The 20,306-nt window shown below is 59.8% G+C and carries 17 protein-coding genes and 1 pseudogene; 14 read left to right on the forward strand and 4 right to left on the reverse strand.

Annotated features, from left to right (window positions below; translation table 11 throughout):
• Nucleotides 1-368: 368 nt before the first annotated feature.
• The gene (locus OC605_RS22105; RefSeq protein WP_262139485.1) at nucleotides 369-1,382 is read left to right on the forward strand and encodes an ABC transporter substrate-binding protein; all 1,014 of its coding nucleotides are present in this window, start codon (nucleotides 369-371) and stop codon (nucleotides 1,380-1,382) included.
• A gap of 58 nt (nucleotides 1,383-1,440) precedes the next feature.
• On the opposite strand, the gene OC605_RS22110 is transcribed toward OC605_RS22105, so the two are convergent.
• Nucleotides 1,441-2,361 (reverse strand): LysR family transcriptional regulator, encoded by a 921-nt coding sequence (locus OC605_RS22110; protein ID WP_212615023.1) that lies wholly within the window; start codon nucleotides 2,359-2,361, stop codon nucleotides 1,441-1,443.
• A 182-nt stretch (nucleotides 2,362-2,543) separates the two neighbouring features.
• On the opposite strand from OC605_RS22110, the gene OC605_RS22115 reads away from it, so the two are divergent.
• Nucleotides 2,544-3,464: a TauD/TfdA dioxygenase family protein gene (locus OC605_RS22115; protein ID WP_024011146.1), complete on the forward strand. Its 921-nt coding sequence runs from the start codon at nucleotides 2,544-2,546 to the stop codon at nucleotides 3,462-3,464.
• A gap of 104 nt (nucleotides 3,465-3,568) precedes the next feature.
• Here OC605_RS22115 and OC605_RS22120 read toward each other — a convergent pair whose 3' ends face one another.
• Nucleotides 3,569-5,185, reverse strand: a complete 1,617-nt coding sequence (locus tag OC605_RS22120; protein WP_262139489.1) for an alkaline phosphatase family protein — start codon at nucleotides 5,183-5,185, stop codon at nucleotides 3,569-3,571.
• A 178-nt stretch (nucleotides 5,186-5,363) separates the two neighbouring features.
• Nucleotides 5,364-6,308 carry a LysR family transcriptional regulator gene (locus tag OC605_RS22125; RefSeq protein ID WP_262139490.1) on the reverse strand — a complete coding sequence of 315 codons (945 nt, stop codon included), beginning with the start codon at nucleotides 6,306-6,308 and terminating at the stop codon, nucleotides 5,364-5,366.
• Nucleotides 6,309-6,473: 165 nt separating this feature from the next.
• Between OC605_RS22125 and OC605_RS22130 the strand changes: the two genes are divergently transcribed.
• The 12 genes and pseudogenes from OC605_RS22130 to OC605_RS22185 all read left to right on the forward strand — a co-directional run bounded on the left by OC605_RS22130 (nucleotide 6,474) and on the right by OC605_RS22185 (nucleotide 18,893).
• Nucleotides 6,474-8,834, forward strand: a complete 2,361-nt coding sequence (locus OC605_RS22130; RefSeq protein ID WP_262139492.1) for a TonB-dependent receptor — start codon at nucleotides 6,474-6,476, stop codon at nucleotides 8,832-8,834.
• A gap of 22 nt (nucleotides 8,835-8,856) precedes the next feature.
• The gene (locus OC605_RS22135) at nucleotides 8,857-10,200 is read left to right on the forward strand and encodes an aryl-sulfate sulfotransferase (protein ID WP_262139494.1); all 1,344 of its coding nucleotides are present in this window, start codon (nucleotides 8,857-8,859) and stop codon (nucleotides 10,198-10,200) included.
• A 271-nt stretch (nucleotides 10,201-10,471) separates the two neighbouring features.
• The gene (locus tag OC605_RS22140; protein WP_262139495.1) at nucleotides 10,472-11,281 is read left to right on the forward strand and encodes an energy transducer TonB; all 810 of its coding nucleotides are present in this window, start codon (nucleotides 10,472-10,474) and stop codon (nucleotides 11,279-11,281) included.
• A 45-nt stretch (nucleotides 11,282-11,326) separates the two neighbouring features.
• Complete coding sequence (locus OC605_RS22145; RefSeq protein ID WP_042608544.1) at nucleotides 11,327-12,052, forward strand: MotA/TolQ/ExbB proton channel family protein; 726 nt, start codon at nucleotides 11,327-11,329, stop codon at nucleotides 12,050-12,052.
• Between the two features lies 1 nt (nucleotide 12,053).
• Nucleotides 12,054-12,455 carry an ExbD/TolR family protein gene (locus OC605_RS22150; protein ID WP_024011153.1) on the forward strand — a complete coding sequence of 134 codons (402 nt, stop codon included), beginning with the start codon at nucleotides 12,054-12,056 and terminating at the stop codon, nucleotides 12,453-12,455.
• A 290-nt stretch (nucleotides 12,456-12,745) separates the two neighbouring features.
• Nucleotides 12,746-13,327, forward strand: a complete 582-nt coding sequence (locus tag OC605_RS22155) for an alpha/beta hydrolase (protein ID WP_007918704.1) — start codon at nucleotides 12,746-12,748, stop codon at nucleotides 13,325-13,327.
• Between the two features lie 51 nt (nucleotides 13,328-13,378).
• On the forward strand, nucleotides 13,379-14,311 hold the full coding sequence (locus tag OC605_RS22160; protein WP_262139499.1) for a sigma 54-interacting transcriptional regulator: 933 nt from the start codon (nucleotides 13,379-13,381) through the stop codon (nucleotides 14,309-14,311).
• A gap of 167 nt (nucleotides 14,312-14,478) precedes the next feature.
• A complete protein-coding gene (locus tag OC605_RS22165) occupies nucleotides 14,479-15,276 on the forward strand; it encodes a MetQ/NlpA family ABC transporter substrate-binding protein (protein WP_016772222.1) in 798 nt (265 codons plus the stop codon).
• A 664-nt stretch (nucleotides 15,277-15,940) separates the two neighbouring features.
• Nucleotides 15,941-16,606, forward strand: a complete 666-nt coding sequence (locus OC605_RS22170; protein WP_262139501.1) for an amino acid ABC transporter permease — start codon at nucleotides 15,941-15,943, stop codon at nucleotides 16,604-16,606.
• The gene (locus tag OC605_RS22175) at nucleotides 16,587-17,246 is read left to right on the forward strand and encodes an amino acid ABC transporter permease (protein WP_016772219.1); all 660 of its coding nucleotides are present in this window, start codon (nucleotides 16,587-16,589) and stop codon (nucleotides 17,244-17,246) included. Before OC605_RS22170 ends, OC605_RS22175 begins: the two co-directional genes overlap by 20 nt.
• A pseudogene (locus OC605_RS22180) lies at nucleotides 17,243-18,024 on the forward strand (amino acid ABC transporter ATP-binding protein). The gene OC605_RS22175 and the pseudogene OC605_RS22180 overlap by 4 nt, the downstream one beginning before the upstream one ends.
• Nucleotides 18,021-18,893 carry a transporter substrate-binding domain-containing protein gene (locus OC605_RS22185; RefSeq protein ID WP_262139503.1) on the forward strand — a complete coding sequence of 291 codons (873 nt, stop codon included), beginning with the start codon at nucleotides 18,021-18,023 and terminating at the stop codon, nucleotides 18,891-18,893. The pseudogene OC605_RS22180 and the gene OC605_RS22185 overlap by 4 nt, the downstream one beginning before the upstream one ends.
• A gap of 111 nt (nucleotides 18,894-19,004) precedes the next feature.
• On the opposite strand, the gene OC605_RS22190 is transcribed toward OC605_RS22185, so the two are convergent.
• Complete coding sequence (locus OC605_RS22190) at nucleotides 19,005-20,165, reverse strand: AAA family ATPase (RefSeq protein WP_262139505.1); 1,161 nt, start codon at nucleotides 20,163-20,165, stop codon at nucleotides 19,005-19,007.
• Nucleotides 20,166-20,306 lie beyond the last annotated feature (141 nt).

The raw sequence follows: 20,306 nt of genomic DNA on the forward strand, positions 1-20,306 counted from the left end.
TGTCGGGTTGGATCAAGATCGAGTCAAGACCAGAAGATCGCAGCCTTCGGCAGCTCCTACATGAATCGCAATCCCCTGTAGGAGCTGCCGAGGGCTGCGATCTTTAGCGGTATTAGCCACACTAAAATAGTTATAAGCCGGCGATTAAAATATCAATTTGGAGATAAGCGAAGCCATTTAAGGCTTACAGCCCTGACGCATCCAATGCATTCGAAGAATATTTTCGATGCTGTTAATGCATATCGCGCTGCAAACCGCACACGCCCTCGCTTAGCTCATATGGATATAAAAATGTGCATTTATAGTATTTAAGTGAAGGTGGGCATCCAGCCTACTTTCGGCTCCTCAGCGATCAAGGAGCCGCACCCATGAACCTTTCCTTCAAACAAATCATCAGCCTGCTGGCCGCCCCGGCGCTTGCAGGCTTTCTTGCGCTTGGCGCCCAAGCCGAAGAACTCAAGGAAATCCGCATCGCCGTGCCCGACCTCAGCGCCGGTACTCAACACAGCGGCGGCGGCATCGTCGATGTGCTGCGCGATCAGCAGATCTTCGAAAAGGCCTTCGCTGAGCAGGGCATCAAGATCCAGTGGAGTTTCTTCAAGGGCGCCGGGCCGGTGATCAATGAGGCGTTTGCCAATGGGCAGGTCGATCTGGCCTATCTCGGCGATCTGGCCGCGATCATCGGCAAATCCAATGGTCTGGACACGCGCCTGCTCAGCGCCACGGCGCGTGGGGTCAAGCAATACCTCGGCGTGGTGCCCGGCTCGGGGATCAAGACGCTGCAGGATCTCAAGGGCAAACGCGTGGCGATCTTTCGCGGGACGGCGACGCAGCTGTCGTTCGATGCGGCGCTCGCCAGTCAGGGCCTGAGCGAGAAGGATCTGAAGGTCATCAATCTGGATTTCAACGCGGCGGTTTCGGCACTCGCGGCCAAGCAGATCGATGCCTCGTGGGGCAGCTCCGCGCTGAGTGCCTTGCAAGCCAAAGGCCTGGCGGAATTGCCGCTCAACACCAAGGACCTCGGCGGCGCTGGCAGCGTGCAGGCGGTGTTGCTGGGTAATGGCAAATTTGTCGACGCCCATCCTCAGGTCATTGCGAAACTGCTCAAGGCGCAGCAGCAAGCGGTCGAGTGGCTGACGCAGGACAGCAACAAGGACGCCTATGTGCAGCTGGTATCTGGGCTGGCCAGTTATCCGCCGGTGATTCTGGCTCAGGATCTCAAGGATCAGAATCTCAGCGAGATTTTCCCGTCGACACTGGATCCGGTGTTCTTGAGCGGCCTGCAGGACAAGGTCGACCTGGCGGCGCAGCAGAAGCTGATTCGCAAGCCGTTCAAGGTCAGCGATTGGGTGGCGCCTGAACTCTCAGCGGCCAAACTTTAGCTAACAGATCGTTCCCACGCAGAGCGTGGGAACGATCGGCGTCTGCCACGAAGGTTTTTCAGACGGCGACGCTAACGTCCTGCCGATCCACCGCCACCAACGTTTCTATCATTGCCCTCGCCGCTGGCGACAGCCGGAATCCGGTGCGGCTGACGATGCCGCAGCGTGCATTCATGCTTTCAAGGTTCTGCGGCAGGTTGCGCCAGTGCAACAGCACCAGCGAGCCCTTGGCGACATCCTCGACAAACGCCTCCTCGGTACCGACACCTATCGCATTGGATTGCAGCACCACTTTGACCAGTGCCGGAAAGTGCTCGGTTTCGATGGTCGGCGAGAAATCGATGCGCCCGCTGAGGTTCGCCAGCAGCTTGCGAATGCCTGGTGGAATCAGCGTCGCGGCCAGCGGGTAGTCGAACATGTCGTTGGTCGACAGGCTTTCCTTGGCCAGCAACGGATGCCCGGGCCGGCAGAAAAATACCCCGCGCTTGGGCGTCAGCGGTTGCGTCTGGAAATTCGGGTCGGACTCGAAATGGCGGATGTCGGCGATGAAGAATTCGATCTCTTCGCGGCTCAGCGCGCGACTGAGTTTTTCCCAGTTATCCACCTGAAAACAGGTGCGCACTTTCGGGTGCGCATTGATGAACTGCGCCACCGCGTCCGGCACCAGTTTCACCGCCGGCGCCGGCCCGCAACCAAAATGCACTTCGCCGGCGTCGAGCTTGGTCATTTGTGTCACTTCAGCGCTGAGCAATGCCGCGCCCTGCACCAGGCTCAGGGCGTGTTGCAGCACCACCTGGCCTTCGGGCGTAGGGCGCAGATCCTTATTGCCGCGATCAACCAGCACGCAGCCGAACTCTTGCTCCAGCCCCTGAATGCTGCGGCTGAACGCCGGTTGAGTGATGCCCATGGCGTCGGCCGCGCGGACAAAGCTGCGGTGTTCGTTGAGGGCGATGAAGTAGCGCAACTGGCGAAGATCCATATGCTTTTCCGGCATCCTAAAAATAGCTCGAAGGCATTTGCGACGAGGGTTGCTTGAGGTTTTAAATGCAAGCTCTTATTCCGTCAACGAAGCATGTGAATATCTATTAGATATAAATGGAATATAGATAGAGCGTTGTTTCGCTGCCGCCAAAACCGCAAACCGTCGATGAGGGTCTTCCCATGAGCAATGCTGCACTCGCCGTAAAACCCGTTTCTCACGCGCTGGAAATTCACCCGGTAGCCGGTCGTATCGGTGCCGAAATCCGCGGCGTGCATCTTTCCGGTGAGCTGGACGCCGCCACTGTCGAAGCCATCCAGCAAGCCTTGGTCGAATACAAAGTGCTGTTCTTCCGCGAGCAGACGCAACTCGACGATCAGCGTCAGGAAGCCTTCGCCCATCTGCTTGGCGAACCGGTGGCACACCCGACCGTGCCATCGCGCGAAGGCACCCGTTACCTGCTCGAGCTGGACGGCGCCGAAGGTCAGCGCGCCAACTCCTGGCACACCGACGTGACTTTCGTCGACGCTTACCCGAAAGCCTCGATCCTGCGCTCGGTGGTCGCCCCGGCCTTCGGCGGCGATACGCTGTGGGCCAACACCGCAACGGCATACAGCGGCTTGCCGAGCGAGCTGCGTGAGCTGGCCGACAAACTGACCGCTGTGCACAGCAACGAGTACGACTACGCCGGTGCGAAGCCGGACGTCTCGGCAGAGAAGCTGGAGCGCTATCGCAAAGTCTTCACCTCGACTGTCTACGAAACCGAGCACCCGGTGGTGCGCGTGCACCCGATCAGCGGCGAGAAGAGCTTGCTGCTGGGGCATTTCGTCAAACGCATCAAAGGTTATTCACAGGCAGATTCGGCACACCTGTTCGGTTTGCTGCAGAGCCATGTGATCCGCCAGGAAAACACCGTACGCTGGCGCTGGCAGGCTGGAGATGTGGCGATCTGGGACAACCGCTCGACGCAGCATTACGCGATTGATGATTACGGCACCCAGGATCGCGTGGTGCGCCGGGTGACGCTCAAGGGCGAGGTGCCAGTGGGGGTGAGTGGGCAGCGAAGTCAGACCATCAAAGGTCCGGATATCGTCGGCGTCTGATTGGCCTCTTCGCGAGCAGGCTCGCTCCCACAATGGATTTGTGCCGAACATTAGGATGTGATCGACGCCAATCCCATGGGAGCGAGCCTGCTCACGAAGGGCTTTCACCACACTCCGATCTGAACCACCTTCTCGGTTTCCGGCTCACCATAACGAAACCGCTGCCCGCGCAAGTCGATCTCCTGATGGCTGATCGTCGTCCGTCGCTTCAGCCCGCGCATCCATTCAAACAGATACCCCGCATGCTCCTCGCGCACCGCCGCGTACGCCGGGTCCTCACCCAGATCATTGAGCTCCTGCGGATCATTCAACAGATCAAACAGCTGCGGTCTAAAGCCGTCGTACGCCAGGTATTTCCAGCGCTCGCTGCGGACCATGGTCATGCGGCAACGGTCGATCGGCTGGCCGAGGCGTTCCCGCGCCGGGGCCTGAAAGGCGTAGTCGTATTCGCTGATCGCGAAGCGGCGCCAATCGGGATTTTCCCCGTGCAGCAACGGGATCAATGAACGCCCTTCCAGCCGGTGTTCCGCGCCCGCTAATCCTAACGCTTGAAGAAACGTCGGCAACGCATCAATGGTTTCCGCCAGCCGCTCATCGACAGTGCCGCGAGTGACATCCGCCGCCGCCCGAGGATCGCGAACGATCAGCGGCACGCCCACCGCCTGCTCCAGCAGAAATTCCTTCTCACCGAGCCAATGATCGCCAAGGAAATCGCCGTGATCGCTGGTGAACACGATCAACGTGTCATCCCAACGCCCGTTGCTCTGCAGAAAATCGAACAGTCTTCCCAACTGATCATCCACTTGCTTGATCAGCCCCATATAGGTGGGGATTACATTCAATCGTACTGGGTCGCGGGAGAAGTTGAGGCTTCCCTCATGTTGACGAAAGGCAGTGTATACGGGGTGATTGCTGGCTTCGGAGGGCGTCGCGCGGATCGGTTTCAGAATCGATTTCGTACTGTACAAGGCGTGGTATGGCGCCGGTACGATGTAGGGCCAGTGCGGTTTGATGTACGAGAGGTGTAAACACCAGGATTTCTCGCCTTGCTCAGCGATGAAGTCGATGGCGCGATTTGTAGTGTAGACAGTCTCGGAGTGTTGCTCGGGAATTCGTGCTGGCAAATTCGCATTGCGCATTTTCCAGCCGCTGAGGATTTCGCCGTTCTCGCCTGCGGCGGCATTCGCCCAGTCGTGCCAGGGGTTTCGGCCATCGAAACCGTGCTCGCGCAGGTAATGCGTGTAGGGGGCGGATTCGCGCTTGTCGTCGAATAACGGATCGTCGGGGTAAATGCCGTCGTGGCGCAGGTACGGTTCGAAGCCGACCTCATTGAGCAACTCGGCTTGCGCGCTTTCAGGGTTGATCGCCAGACGCTGCAAGGCGTCGACATTTGCCGTCGCATGGGTCTTGCCGACCAGCGCGGTGCGGATGCCGTGGGGTCGCAGGTAATCGCCGATCGTCAATTCATCCAGCGGCAACGGCACCGCGTTCCAGGCCACTTGATGGCTGCTCACATAGCGCCCGGTGTAGGCAGACATCCGCGACGGGCCGCAGATCGTGCCTTGGGTGTAGGCGCGGCTGAAACGGACGCCTTCGGCAGCGAGACGATCGATGTTCGGCGTGTGCAGATGCGGGTGGCCGTAGCAGGACAGGTAATCGCGGCGCAGTTGATCGCACATGATGTACAGCACGTTGCGCACGGGGTTGGGCGAGGTGGGCATGGGGTTCACCGGTCATTGGGACAGGTGGGGGTTTTCGCTTTCGCGTGGGGTGTTCGGCAAGTGCATTTGGGGAATGAGTTTTATGCAGCGATTGCATCAGCCTCTTCGCGAGCAGGCTCGCTCCCACATTGGAAATGCGTATTCCTGTGGGAGCGAGCCTGCTCGCGAAGGGGCCAGCTCAGACAGCAAAATTCTCCAGCGAACACACCTCCTCATCCTCCGCATCAACCACTTTGATCTGCTCAATCATCGCTTCGGCCAGCGGCGACAGCCGATACCCCGCGCGGCTGACAATGCCGTAGCGGGTGTACAGCTCCTCCAGATCATCCGCCAGGCCTTCGATCTTCAAACAGACCAGCTCACCGTTGGCCAGATGCAGCGCATCGGAATACGCGCCGACAATTCCGATCGCCTCCGAACGCAGCACCACGCTCAACAGCGTCGAACCGTTTTCGCATTCCACATTCGGGGTGAAATCAGGGCGGCCGCTGAGGTCGACGATGACCTTGCGCAGGTTCGGCGGGCGGATGCTCACCGCCAGTGGATAACTCAGCAACTGCTCGGCGGTGATTCGTTCAAACGCCGTCAATGGATGCCCGGCACGGCAGCAGAAATGCCATTTGCGCGCCCGCAAGCGGTGGGTCTGGTAATCCGGATCTGCCTCGAATTGCCGGGTGTCGGCGACGAAGAATTCGAACTCTTCGCTGAGCAGGCGTTTGCTCAGGCTCTGCCAGTCATCGACCTGAAATTGCACCCGCGCTTTCGGGTAGCGGCCGATGAAGGCGCCGATCGCGCGCGGGATCAATCCGGCGGCTGGCGCCGGCCCGCAACCGAAGCGCAATTCCCCAGCTGCGAGGCCATTGATCTGGCTGATCTCGTTGGCCATCTGCTGCGCACCGCTGACCAATCGCCGCGCGTGTTCGAGCAGGACCTGGCCCTGTTTGGTTGGCGGCAACTCCTTGCGCCCACGGTCGACCAACTGGCAGCCGACGCTGTGTTCCAGCGCCTGAATGCTGCGACTGAACGCCGACTGCGACAGGTTCACCGCCTGCGCGCCGGCGACGAAGCTGCGTTGTTCAGCCAGAGCGATGAAGTGACGAAGTTGGCGCAAGTCGATATGCATTTTTCACATAAAAAATATCCGGGAAATGCATTGGATATGCATTAGGTCGACTCCTTATAAAGGCAATCTCTTATGCAGTAAATATTTGTAAATCCATAAATAAATAACTGAAAAGAATATGCAGTAGTGAATATGTCTGTGTGTTTTTTGACCAGGAGCCGCGCCATGAGTCCGTTGAATCTCGCGTTACCCCCATCTCCCCGACGGCTCAAACGCCTGCCTTTGGCGCTGTTGCTAGCAGGCAGCGCCACCTGGACTCACGGCTATGCCGCCGAAGCCGAAACCCCTCCGCCCGTCCCCGCAGGCACAGCGGCGGCCAATGGTTCGCAGCTGGAAACGGTGACCGTCACCACCCGCCGTCGTGAAGAAAGCTCGCAAGACGTGCCGACGCCGATGAGTGTGGTCAGTGGGCAGAATCTGGAGACGCAACGGGTGTACCGGATTCAGGATCTGCAGCAACTGGTGCCCAGCGTCAACGTCGCCTACATGCATGCGCGCCAGTCCAGCGTGTCGATCCGTGGCCTGGGCAACAACCCGGCCAGTGATGGTCTGGAAGGCAGCGTTGGTCTGTACATCGACAACGTCTATCTGGGCCGTCCGGGGATGGCGGTGTTCGATCTGATGGACATCGAGCAGCTCGAAGTTCTGCGCGGTCCGCAGGGCACGCTGTTCGGCAAGAACACCACCGCAGGGGTCATCAACATCAGTACCCGCGCGCCAACGTTCACGCCTGAGCGCAGCGTCGAAACCTCGGTCGGCGAAGACGGTTATTTCCAGACCAAGGGCACCATTTCCGGGCCGCTCAATGATCAGTTGGCCGGGCGATTTTCTGCCTACCGCACGCGCAGTGACGGCGACATCAAGAACGAGTACAACGGCCACGATCTCAATGGCGGCTCCCGTGAGGGCTTCCGCGCGCAACTGTTGTTCAAGCCCAATGAAGATTTCAATCTGCGCTGGATCGGCGATTACAACGAAGAAGATTCCAGCGCCGGCACTCGCGTGTTGTACAACACAGGGCCGACCATCAACGGCGTCAACCTGTATGAATCGCGGGCCAGTGCAGCCGGGGCAACGCTGGTCAACGGCCGGCATCGCAAGGTCAATCTCGATAACGACCAGCACGTCACCGTGCATCAGGGCGGCACGTCGGTGGAAGCCAACTGGACGTTGCCGAGCGACTTCACCCTGACGTCGGTCAGCTCTTATCGTTTCTGGAATTTCACCCCGCGCAACGACGATGGCCTCAACGTGCCGGCCAGTTACAACGCCGGCGTGTCGGTGGAAGACAAACAGTATTCGCAGGAATTTCGCCTGGCCTCGCCCAAGGGTGAGTTCTTCGATTATGTGGTCGGCGCCTACTATTTCGGCTCGGATCTGGACAACAAATCCTTCTCCTATTACGGCCCGCAGGCCGACATCTGGAATGGCACACCGGCGGGCAGCCTGGCCAACGTCACCAGCGTCGGCAACGGCCATATCCAGACCGACAGTTTCGCCCTGTTTGCCCAAGGCACCTGGCACCTGAGTGAACGTCTCGATTTTACCGCCGGGGTGCGTGGCACCTACGAAGAGAAAAACGCTTCGGTCAGCCGCAACGCGCCGGTCGGCGGCGTGGCGGTGGCGGGTGCGGCAGCCAATGCGCGTCGGGGGCGTGCCGGCGTCTACGATTCCGGTGATTTGAATCAGTACAGCTCCAGCCCCTCGGGACTGCTCAACCTGAGCTATCGCATCACCGATGATGTGCTCGGTTACGCCACGCTGTCCCACGGCGAGAAATCCGGCGGGGTCAACCTCGCGGTCGGCTCCGCACCTACCGCTGGCGCCGACTCGTTATTGATCGGCACCGAGCGCGCCAACAACGCCGAACTCGGTTTCAAAAGCACCCTGTGGGATCGCCGCCTGCAACTCAACGCCAACGTATTCTGGACCCAGGTCAACGCCTACCAGACCAACGCCTATGACGCCGCCAACCGCGTGCAATACCTGACCAACGCAGGCTCGGTGCGCTCGCGTGGCATCGAGTTCGAAAGCACCTTGGTGCCGCTGCGTGGCCTGACGCTGAACTTCAACGGTTCGTACAACGACGTCAGCTACCTCTCGTACAAGGATGCACCGTGCCCGCCGGAAGTCAGCCAGGCCCCGGGTGCACCGGCCTCGTGCGACCTCAGCGGCCATCAAGTGGTCGGCGCGTCGAAATGGATCGGCAACGCCAACGGCGAATACAAATGGAATCTGGCTAACGGCTTCGAACCCTACGTCACCGGCAGCTATGCGTTCCGCTCCAAAGCGGTGGGCACGGTCGAGGATTCCGATTACGGGCAGATCCCCAGTTACGCGGTGGTCAACTTCTCCACCGGCCTGCGCGGCGATTTCAATCAGGGCCAATGGGACGTCTCGCTGTGGCTGAAAAACGCCTTCGACAAAACCTACTACACGACCCTGTGGACCGGCGGCAACGGCGGCTATGAGGGCCTGCTCGGCACGCCACGGACCCTCGGCGTTACCGGTCGCTACGACTTCTGATTTGCCTTCAAGGAGCTGCACCATGTTGCCCATCAAAAGCGCTTTACCCCTGCTGTTATCCGGCGCAGTCCTGAGCAGCGGCGCCTTCGCCGCGCCCAGCGTGTACCCGACTGGGGTCACCCGTTATGTCCCGGACAAGGCGTTCAACCAGTACGTGATCTTCAGCGGCGCCGACAAGCAGACGCACCTGATCGACATGAACGGCAACGAAGTGAAAGCCTGGGCGCAGGCCGGTTTCCCTTCAGCCATCATCGACCCGCAACTGGTCGGCGGTAAACGCGGCCACGTACTGCTGCAATTGAGTGAAAAGGATCCCGGCAAGCTCGGCTCTGCGGGTAATGGCTTGGGCAACCAGAGCGTAGGCGAACTCGACTGGGACGGCAAAGTGGTCTGGCAGTGGGGCGACAAGGCGCCCGGTGGCGCGGCGCAGCAGCACCATGATCAGCGCCGCTTGAGCAACGGCAACACCGTGGTGCTGGCGAACAAGGTGCACAAGGCCACAGGCTTCAAGGCGCCCGAAGTGATCGATGATGTGATCTACGAAGTCAGCCCCGACGGTGCAGTGAAATGGCAGTGGCTGGCCTCGGATCATCTGAACGAATTCGGCTTCACTGCCGAGCAACTGAAGCTGGTGCGCGCCAGTGACAATCCGGATTACCTGCACATCAACAACCTCAGTCTGGTCGGGCCGAACAAGTGGTTCGACGGCGGGGACAAGCGCTTCAATCCGGACAATCTGTTGATCGATTCACGCAACGCCAACTTCATCGCCATCATCGACAAAAGCAGCGGCAAAGTGGTCTGGCGTTTAGGGCCGAACCTGCCGCTGATCAATCCTAAAACCGCGCAGAAACTACCGCGTCCGGTGGATCAGTTCGTCGGCCAGCACGATGCGCACATCATCCCTGCCGGGCTGCCCGGGGCCGGCAATCTGCTGGTGTTCGACAACCAGGGCTCGGCGGGCTATCCGAACGTCACCCTGGGCTTGATCTCCGGCTCGCGGGTCTTGGAAATCGACCCGCAGAAAAATGAAATCGTCTGGCAGTACAGCGCGGCCAATTCGAAGCAGCCGGGCTGGGCGTTCTACAGCTCGTTCATCAGCAGTGCGCGACGGTTGCCCAATGGCAACACGTTGATCGATGAAGGCATGAACGGACGGTTTTTCCAGGTAACCGCCAGCGGTGAAAACGTCTGGGAGTACGTCAGCCCGTATCTGGGCAAAGCGCCGGGTGGGGACGCGATCAGCAACTGGGTGTATCGAGCGCTGCCGGTGAGCTACGACTGGGTGCCGGTCGGTACGCCACGCTCGGAGACGGCGGTAATCGCCCCCGCGATCGGCGTTCAGCAAGCCAATGCCAGTCGTTGAGAGGCGCTGGCGGATGCCGTGGGCGAATACTTTTCATGCCGCAAAAGCATGGGGTTTATCGCTGATCGCTGCAGCCCTTGTGGCGCGCGGCCTCGGTGGAAAAAGCCGATTTGTATATTCCATGCAGATCTACGCATAACTTTAAAGATTACTTTCGGTGATAAGCGTTCAGGCCCAATGATTGCCCCGTCGACTACGCCGTGGGGGCATCACGAATGGCGAGTCGATCGCTTTGGTTAGTAGAACGAAAGAGACCGCAGGGAGTTGAACAATGGGCAATGTCCAGACCGCCGCCAGCGCAGGGGAATTGCTGTGGCGGCACACGCCGAGTGGCGAACTGGTCGATCTTGGCCGGCCGCATCGGGTGCCGTTGGGGCAGTTGCGTTTACAGCGTGCACCCAAGGGCATTTTGAGCCGGCGCGAAACCCTTCTGCTGGGTGTGCTCGCGTTGGTCGTGCATGGCGCGGTGATTTACTGGGTCAGCCAGAAACCGACACCGGTGCTGCCGGTGGTGCCGCCGGAAATTCCGCCGATGACCATCGAGTTTTCGCGTCCGGCTCCGCCCGCGCCGCCGGTTGTTGCGCCGCCACCACCGGCGCCGGTGGTAGAACCGCCACCGCCGGTGGAGGACGAGTTGGCAGTGAAACCGCCGCCGCCCAAGCCGATCGCCAAACCCAAACCGGTGGTAAACCCGCCGCCAAACCCCGCGCCGAAGGCCGTAGAGCAACCGCCAGCGCCAGCGAAACCGGCAGCCCCGGTCGCCGCGCCAGCGCCTCCTGCGCCACCGGCACCGGCGCCCGTTACGCCGGCGTCAGCCAACGCTGCGTATCTGAAAAACCCGGCACCGGAATATCCGTCGTTGGCCCAGCGTCGCGGTTGGGAAGGCACAGTGTTGTTGCGGGTGCATGTGTTGGCCAGCGGCAAGCCGGGCGAGATCCAGATTGCCAAAAGCAGCGGCCGCCAGCAGCTCGACGACGCCGCGCTCAACGCTGTGAAGCGCTGGAGCTTCGTCCCGGCCAAGCAGGGTGATGTCGCCCAGGACGGCTGGGTCAGCGTGCCCATCGATTTCAAGATTCATTAAACCGCAACCAAATTCGCGCGAAATGTTTACACGAGGGAATACATCATGACGTTACTGGCATCTCCACTGGAATCCATCGAAAGCGCGGTGATCTGGCTGCTGGTGGTTTTCTCTGTCGCTACTTGGGGCCTGGCTCTGCTCAAGGCTGTGCAGTTCGGTCGTCTGAAGGCCCAGGACCGGCGCTTTCATAAACGCTTCTGGGCAGCGTCGAGTCTGGATGCCGCGGCAGAGCTGAGCGAAACCCAGCCCGGCGCCGCAGCGCGAGTAGCGCAGGCGGGCTATGCAGCGATCCAGGTGGGCGAGGCGCCGCAGGCGAATGATCTGAGCCAGGCGATCAACCATCAGGATCGCCTCGAGCGCGCCCTGCGCCAGCAGATCGTCCGCGAACGGCGTTCGCTGGAAACCGGTCTGGCGGTTGTCGCGAGTATTGGCAGCACCTCGCCGTTCATTGGTCTGTTCGGCACGGTGTGGGGAATCATGGAAGCGTTGAAAGGCATCAGCGCCGCCGGTTCGGCGAGCCTGGAAACCGTGGCCGGGCCGATCGGTGCGGCACTGGTTGCGACCGGCGTGGGTATCGCCGTCGCGGTGCCAGCGGTGCTGGTTTACAACTACTTTCTGCGCCGTCTGAAGTTGACCGCAGCGGATCTGGATGACTTCGCCCATGACTTCTACAGCCTGGCGCAGAAGAGTGCGTTCCGCGTACTGATTCACCCAACCGCGCACAAGGTAGCAACACCGGGCAACGCGGCAAAAGTGAAGGAGGCGTCCTGATATGGCCTTCTCCACGCAAGACACGGACGAGGTGCTCAGCGAGATTAACGTGACGCCGCTGGTGGACGTGATGCTGGTGCTGCTGGTGGTGTTCATCGTCACCGCGCCGCTGCTGACCAACGCGATCCCGATCAACCTGCCGAAGACCGAAGCGGTGGCACCGGTCGAGCAGAAGGATCCGCTGGTGGTGAGCATCGACGGCGCCGGCAAGCTGTTTATCAACAAGGACCAGATTCAGCCCGACTTGCTGGAATTCAACCTCAAGTCGGCCAAGGCCAAGGACCCGGAAGTGCGCGTGCAATTGCAGGCCGATGACGGGGTGAACTACGGCGAAGTGGCGCGAGCCATGGCTTCGATTGAGCGGGCGGGGATTACCAAGTTGTCGGTGATTACTGCGCGGTGACAGGTTTTTGCTTTTCCGGGGCCGTCTCCTTGGCAGGGTGCGGCCCTTTTTTTATCCCGCGTTATTGCCACAACACACTCACCCTGTGGGAGCGAGCCTGCTCGCGAAGGCGCCATTGACCACAACATCAGCGCCGACTGATGCACCGCATCCGCGAGCAGGCTCGCTCCCACAGGATTCGCGCCTCATATGCATTATGGGTATTAATAAATAGCTTCTTATTCCTTAACGAATATAACTCCCATCCCTATACTCGACCCGGAACAGACACGCCGCAGGAGAGCTTCCCCATGCGCAACGAATCAATCCGTTACCTGATTGTGCCGGGCTGGCAAGGATCGCCAGAAGATCATTGGCAAAGCCACTGGCAGAACAGCCTGCCGAACAGCGCACGGGTGGAACAGGCCGATTGGCTGACGCCGCGCCGTGAGGACTGGGTCGCCGCGCTAGCCGAAGCGATTGCCGCCGACAGCACGCCGGTCATTCTCATCGCTCACAGCCTCGGTTGCATCACCGTTGCTCACTGGGCGGCGACTGCGCCGTTGCAGTACCTGCGTCAGGTGCGCGGGGCGTTGCTGGTCGCGCCGGCCGATGTCGAGCGTCCTGCCTGCGCGCCAGCGCTGCGCAACTTCGCACCGATTCCGACGGACCTGTTGCCATTCCCCAGTCAGGTCGTCAGCTCCGACAACGACGCCGCCGTCAGTGCGCCGCGCGCATTGGAACTGGCGCGCAACTGGGGCGCGGAGGCGGGGATTCTCGCCGGGGCCGGGCACATCAACGTCAAGTCCGGGCATCAGCGTTGGGAGCAGGGATTTGCCTATCTCTATCGCCTGCAAAACCGTCTGGAACATCACGCCCGCCGTCGCGCCTGACCTTACTATTCAACGCCCCCGTCGGCTGGCGGTTTTGGGCGGGAGCCTGCCATGAGTCTCGAAACCTTCGGTCAGCCCTTGTTGACCTTTCCCGATGCGGAAAAAAGCCCCCTGAGCATTCGCGCCAAGGCGTTGGTGTTCGTCGACCCACGCTCGCGGCAATTGCGCGAGGAGTTGGAGCAGTTGGCTCCCCGTTCGATTTCAGTGTTGATTCGCGGTGAGACTGGCACCGGTAAAGAGCTGCTCGCCCGGCATATCCACCGCGCCAGTGATCGCAGCGGTCTGTTCGTTTCGGTGAACTGCGGCGCGATCAGCCCGACCTACGCCGACGCCGAACTGTTCGGCTACGCCGCCGGCAGCTACAGCGGTTCGGCCAGCAGCCGCGCCGGCTGGTTCGGCTCGGCCAACGGCGGCACCTTGTACCTGGATGAGATCGGCGATCTGCCGCTGCCGATCCAGATCAAGTTGCTCGCGGCATTGGAAAACCACGAAGTCACCCGCGTCGGTGCGCATCAGCCGAGCCCGGTGGATGTGCGTCTGGTGGCGGCGACCAGCATCGATCTGGCCCAGGCCGTGGATGCCGGGAAATTCCACGAGCGGCTCTATCACTACCTCAGCGAGGGCCAACTCGAATTGCCGGCGCTGCGCGCGCGCACCGGCGATATCCTTTCGCTCGCCGAGTATTTCCTTGGCATCTACAGCCAGCGTCTGGACCTGCCCGTGCCGCTGATCAGCGAAGCCGCGCAACATGTGCTCGAACAACACAGCTGGCCGGGCAACACTCGCGAACTGGAAAACGTCATCCACTTTGCCTTGCTGGTCAGCACCGGCGACGAGATCCTGCCGGAACATCTGAACCTGTCTGACGCGTCTGCGCCGCAGGTTCAGATCGAACGTCTGGTCAGGCAGACCCATATAGGTGGTAGCAGTGCAGAGCGTAAGGCCTTGAAAGACTGGCTGATTCGCTTGAGCGAGGCGGTGTGAGCATTTTCTTCAACATGAACAAAATGGAATATGAAGCTGAATAAACGTTATTGTCCGGGAATAAAAAATCCGGGTATTGTCCGCCTCACGCCAGCGATATCACTTCACTGGCACACGTATTAAATGCCGTCGTTGATGACGACCGTGATTTTCGATAAGGACACTGCATGAAAAAGGTTCTGTTGTTTACCGCATTGGCGGCTGCTCTGACGGCTTCTTTCGCCAACGCCGGCGAGAAACTGGTAGTTGCCGCAACGCCGGTGCCCCACGCTGAAATCCTTGAGCTGATCAAACCGACCCTGGCCAAAGAGGGCGTGGATCTGGAAATCAAGGTTTTCACCGACTATGTGCAACCGAACGTACAGGTCGGCGAGAAGCGTCTGGACGCCAACTACTTCCAGACCCTGCCGTACCTGAACAGCTTCAACCAGGGTAAATACAAGGATGACAAATCCAAGTACCTGGTGACCGTGCAGGGCGTTCACGTTGAACCGTTCGGTGGTTACTCGAGCAAGTACAAGACTCTGGCTGAGTTGCCGGACGGCGCGACCATCGCCATCCCCAACGAAGGCAGCAACAGCGGCCGCGCCCTGATCCTACTGCAAAAGGCCGGCCTGATTGAACTGAAAGATCCGAAAAACGCTCTGGCAACGCCGAAAGACATCGCCAAGAACCCGCACAACTTCAAGTTCAAGGAACTGGAATCGGCCCTGCTGCCGCGCGTGCTGAAGGAAGTTGATTTGGACATGATCAACACCAACTACGCGCTGGAAGCCAAGCTGAATCCGCAGAAAGACGCGCTGGTGATCGAAGGTGCTGACTCGCCGTACGTGAACTTCCTGGTTGCCCGTGAGGACAACAAGAACAGCGACGCGATCCAGAAACTGGCCAAGGCCCTGACCAGCCCGGAAGTCAAAGCCTTCATCGAGAAGAAGTACAGCGGCGCGGTGTTGCCGGCGTTCTGATCTGACTTGAGTGAATCTGCTTCAGATGCAAAAACGCCGATGGCCTTGATGGTCATCGGCGTTTTTGTGTGTGCGTTAAAAAGCCCCTCACCCTAACCCTCTCCCAGAGGGAGAGGGAACCGATACGGGGATATTCGAGAGATACGCCGACCTGAACGTATCGCTCTGAATCCAGCATCGCTGAAGCCCAGCCAAGCCATAATCGCCAAGATCTTCCAGGTCGATGTACAACGCGAGACACCTCGGTCGGCCCCCTCTCCCTCCGGGAGAGGGCTGGGGTGAGGGGCTTTTGATTTACGCTGTGGTCTTCAACGCCCGTCTCAACGCCACCAGCAATTTCACGATGTCCTGCGGATCCAGCCGCTGCGGCACTTTTACGTCCATGTTGTTCTTCCTTGTGGTGAATGGGCCGGAGAGTCTGGCCAAAAGCTGTGGTTCCTTGGAGGTCTTTCGTGAAAAAAAGATCCGTCCTACAGCGCAAAGAAAAATAGCCGTCTTATTCCTTCCCGGCAAACCCACAGGATAGTTTTTTGGGTGATATCGATATGCTTTAAAGGTATTTAAATTATGGTTTTTATACCTATAAAGTCAGTGCCTGCCGGACGGCCATCCGCCGTCCATGGATTGCATCATCGCCGCTTACCAAGCAGCGTCAGGACGCTTCATGACTTTCGACTACGCCTTTATCCTCAGCACCTTGCCGGCTTTTCTCAAAGCCGTCGGCGTGACTCTGCAGGTCGGTTTGATTGCGATCGGCACTTCGCTGCTGGTGGCGCTGCTCAACGCGACGATTCTGGTGTTTCGCACGCCATACCTGCAAAAACTGGTCGGCCTCTACGTAGAGCTGGCGCGCAACACGCCGTTGCTGATTCAGCTGTTCTTCGTCTACTTCGCGTTGCCGGCGGTGGGGATCCAGGTTTCCGGTTTCACTGCGGCAATCATCACCATGACTTTCCTTGGCGGCGCCTATCTCACCGAAGTGCTGCGCGCCGGCGTCGATGCGGTGACCCAGGCACAACTGGAATCCGGGCGGTCGATTGGCCTGTCCCACGGCCAGTTGCTGCGCTATGTGATCCTGCCGCAGGCGGGGATCCTCAGCCTGCCGTCACTGTTCGCCAATTTCATTTTCCTGCTCAAGGAAACCACCGTGGTTTCGGCCGTGGCGGTGCCGGAAATCCTCTACACCACCAAAAGCTACATCGCGCTCTATTACAAAACCTACGAAATGCTCGCCGTGCTGACGCTGATCTGCATGCTGCTGTTCTTGCCGCTGTCGCTGTTGCTCAGCCGTCTGGAAAGGAGGCTCCAGCATGGCCAGTTCGGGTCTTGAGTTGCTGTGGATATCGTTGCCGCAACTGGCAAAAGGCGCCGGGCAAACCCTGTCGATCTCGTTTCTGAGCATCGCCATCAGTACGATCGGCGGTGTGCTCTACGGTGTTCTGCGCACTTTGAACGTAACGTGGCTGAACGCGATTCTGCGCATCTATCTGGAGCTGTTCCGGGCAATTCCGGTGCTGGTCTGGTTGTATCTGCTGTTCTTCGGTCTGCCGATTTTCTTCGGCCTGAGCCTGCCGAGCTTCTGGTGCGCGGTGCTGGTGCTGTCGCTGTGGGGCGCCAGCGAAGTTGGCGAGGTAGCGCGCGGTGCGCTGCATTCGTTGCCGCGCGGACAGCGTGAAGCTGGGCTGTCGATCGGCCTCAATGCAGCTCAACTCTATGGCTACGTGCTGCTGCCGCAAGCGCTCAAGCGCATGACGCCGCCGACCATCAATGTCTATACGCGGATCATCAAGACCAGTTCCCTGGCGGTGCTGATTGGCGTGGTGGATGTGATCAAGGTCGGCCAGCAGATCATCGAGCGCACCTACGAATCGGTACTGATCTACGGCGCATTATTCCTGTTTTTCTTTTTCATCTGCTACCCGCTCTCGGCCGCTTCGCGCGTGCTGGAGCGGCGCTGGACGCAAGCATGAGCGCACTGATCGAGTTTCACGGGTTCAACAAATTCTATGGCGCGCAGCAAGTGCTCGATGGCATCGACCTGCAAGTGCAGAGCGGCGAAGTGGTGGTCATTCTCGGACCCAGCGGTTGCGGCAAAAGTACTTTGCTGCGTTGCCTCAATGGTCTGGAAGAGGCCCACAGCGGCAGCCTGAAATTCCTCGACCGAGAGCTGTTGGACAAGGCCACTGACTGGCGCGAAATTCGCCAGCAGATCGGCATGGTGTTCCAGAGTTATCACCTGTTCCCGCACATGAGCGTGCTCGACAATCTGCTGCTCGGCCCGCTCAAGGTGCAGAAGCGCCAGCGCCGCGAAGCGCAACAGCAGGCTGAAGCCCTGCTTGAGCGTGTTGGCCTGCTGGATGAGCGCGATGCTTTCCCGCGTCAGCTCTCCGGCGGCCAGCAGCAACGCATCGCCATTGTTCGCTCGCTGTGCATGAATCCACGGGTCATGCTCTTCGACGAAGTCACCGCCGCCCTCGATCCGGAAATGGTCAAGGAAGTACTTCAAGTCATTCAGGGCCTGGCCCGCGAAGGCATGACCCTGTTGATCGTCACCACGAAATGGCCTTCGCCCGCGCGGTGGCCGACCGCATCGTGTTCATGGATGCCGGACGCATTCTCGAACAGTCCCCACCCGAGATTTTCTTTACGAACCCGCAAACCGCACGCGCGCAGCAGTTTCTGGAGAAGTTCTCCTTCGTTGCCACATCGCCAGAAACGAATCCGAAAAAGGAACTGGAACTGCTATGAAAACTGCCGCTTTGTTATTGCCCCTGCTTAGCCTCGCCTTGCTTGCCGGTTGCAGTAAAACCGAAGAGCCACCAAAGCCGAAAGTCGCCAGCGAAAACACCGCGCCGGCCGGTTATCTGGACAAGATCAAGGCCCGCGACAAACTGATCGTTGGTGTATTTACCGACAAGCCCCCGTTCGGTTTCGTCGATGAGGCCGGGCGCTACGTTGGCTTCGACACCGACATTGGCCGGCGCTTCGCCAAAGATCTGCTCGGCGATGAAAACAAGGTCGAGTTTGTTGCCGTCGAGCCGGCCAGTCGCATTCCGTTTTTGCAGAGCGACAAGGTCGACCTGATCCTCGCCAACATGACCGTCACGCCCGAGCGCAAGGAAGCGGTGGAATTCACCAACCCGAACCTCAAGGTCGCCGTGCAGGCGCTGGTGCCGCAGGGCAGTTCGGTGAAGAAACTCGATGATCTGGCGACGCGCACCACGATTGTCACCACCGGCACCACCGCGGATATCTGGCTGACCAAAAACCATCCGGACTGGAAACTGCTCAAGTTCGAAAAGAACTCCGAGTCGCTGCAAGCCTTGGCCAACGGTCGTGGCGATGCCTATGCGCAGGACAATCTGGTGCTGTTCAGCTGGGCCAAGCAGAACCCGGGGTATCGCGTGCTTGAAGAAAAGCTCGGAGCCGAGGCGCCGATTGCGCCGGCAGTGAAAAAGGGCAATATCGAGTTGCGTGATTGGGTCAACAGCGAATTGGCCAAATTGGGCGAGGAGAAGTACCTGCTCAAGCTGTATGACCAATATGTGCGCAAAGAACTGAGTGATGACACCCGGCCCGAGAGTGTGATTGTTGAAGGGGGCAAGTGGCAGGGCTAGTGCCTTGATTCAGCGGTGACGCTTGAATCGCTTTCGCGAGCAGGCTCGCTCCCACATTTGACCGCGTACGATTGTGGGAGCGAGCCTGCTTGCGAATTTTTCAGTCACCGCTCAATCCGGCCAATGCCACGCCGGCTCATCCAGCACCCGCTGCCCGACAATCCCGGTCTGCCCCAGCGTCTTCTCCAGCACGATGCAATTGCACTCGGGATCTTCCTGCAACGCCGAGATCAGTCGCCGCGCGTGGGACACGACCCACACCTGACATTGCTCCGAAGCTCGAATGATCAGCCGCGCCAGCGCCGGCAGCAGGTCCGGGTGCAGGCTGGTTTCCGGTTCGTTGAGCACCATCAGCGTTGGCGGGCGCGGGGTCAGCAGGGCGGCGATCAGCAGCAGATAGCGCAAGGTGCCGTCGGAGAGTTCTGCCGCCGACAACGGCCGCAACAAGCCTTCCTGATAAAACTCGATGGCAAAGCGTCCACCGGCCAACGGCGCAATGTTCAGTCGCGCGCCGGGAAACGCATCGCTGATCGCCGCTGTTAACGCCTGCGGATCGCCGATCTCGATGATCGTCTGCAAGGCTGCCGCCAGATCGCGGCCATCGTGATGCAGCACGGGCGTGCGAGTGCCCAGTTGCGGCTGCCGCACCGGCGCGTCGGCATCGCTGCGAAAGTGATCATAGAAGCGCCAGCGCCGGATGAATTCGCGCATCTGGAACACTTCCGGCGAGCTGCGCAGATTGCCGACCTGATCGAAAAGGCTATCGAAGTTCGGTGTGTGTTGCGCCAGCACATCCCAGGCGCGACCTTCGCGGGCGCGGATCATCGGACCGTTGCGATCGACCAGCAGGCTCGCCGGGCGAAACACCGGGCCGGCCCAGATGCACTCACGCTTGATCTCCGGGTCGAGGGCAAAGCATGAAGTGCTTGGCTCCGGCAGGCCCAGGCCGATGGCGTAGCTGAAATCCTCGCCGGCGAATCCCAGTCGCAACCTTTTCACGCCGTGGCGCACCGTCGGCTCGATCGCTACCTCACCGTTGCGCATGCGTCGACTGATGGTTTCCGGTCCGGCCCAGAACGTCGAGTCCAGCCCGCCTTCACGCGCCAGCGCATTGACCACGCCGCCCTGGGCGGTTTCCGCCAGCAGGCGCAAGGCGCGATAGAGGTTCGACTTGCCGCTGCCGTTGGGCCCGGTAATCAGGTTCAGGCGCCCGAGCGGAATCACCAGTTTGTTGATCGAGCGGTAATTGGCCACCGCCAGGGTGTTGAGCATGAAATCCTTCTCCGGGTCACTGCGATACGCGGGCAGCATACCTTTAATGAGATAAATCTGGTGTTGGCGCCCGCAACCGTGGAACCCTGTTCTAAGCTCTGAAGTCGTATCGTCTCGACAGCAGCATTTAAGGCCAAGGAG

It is taken from the genome of Pseudomonas sp. Marseille-Q5117 (genome assembly GCF_946901175.1).
Classification (GTDB): domain Bacteria; phylum Pseudomonadota; class Gammaproteobacteria; order Pseudomonadales; family Pseudomonadaceae; genus Aquipseudomonas; species Aquipseudomonas iranensis.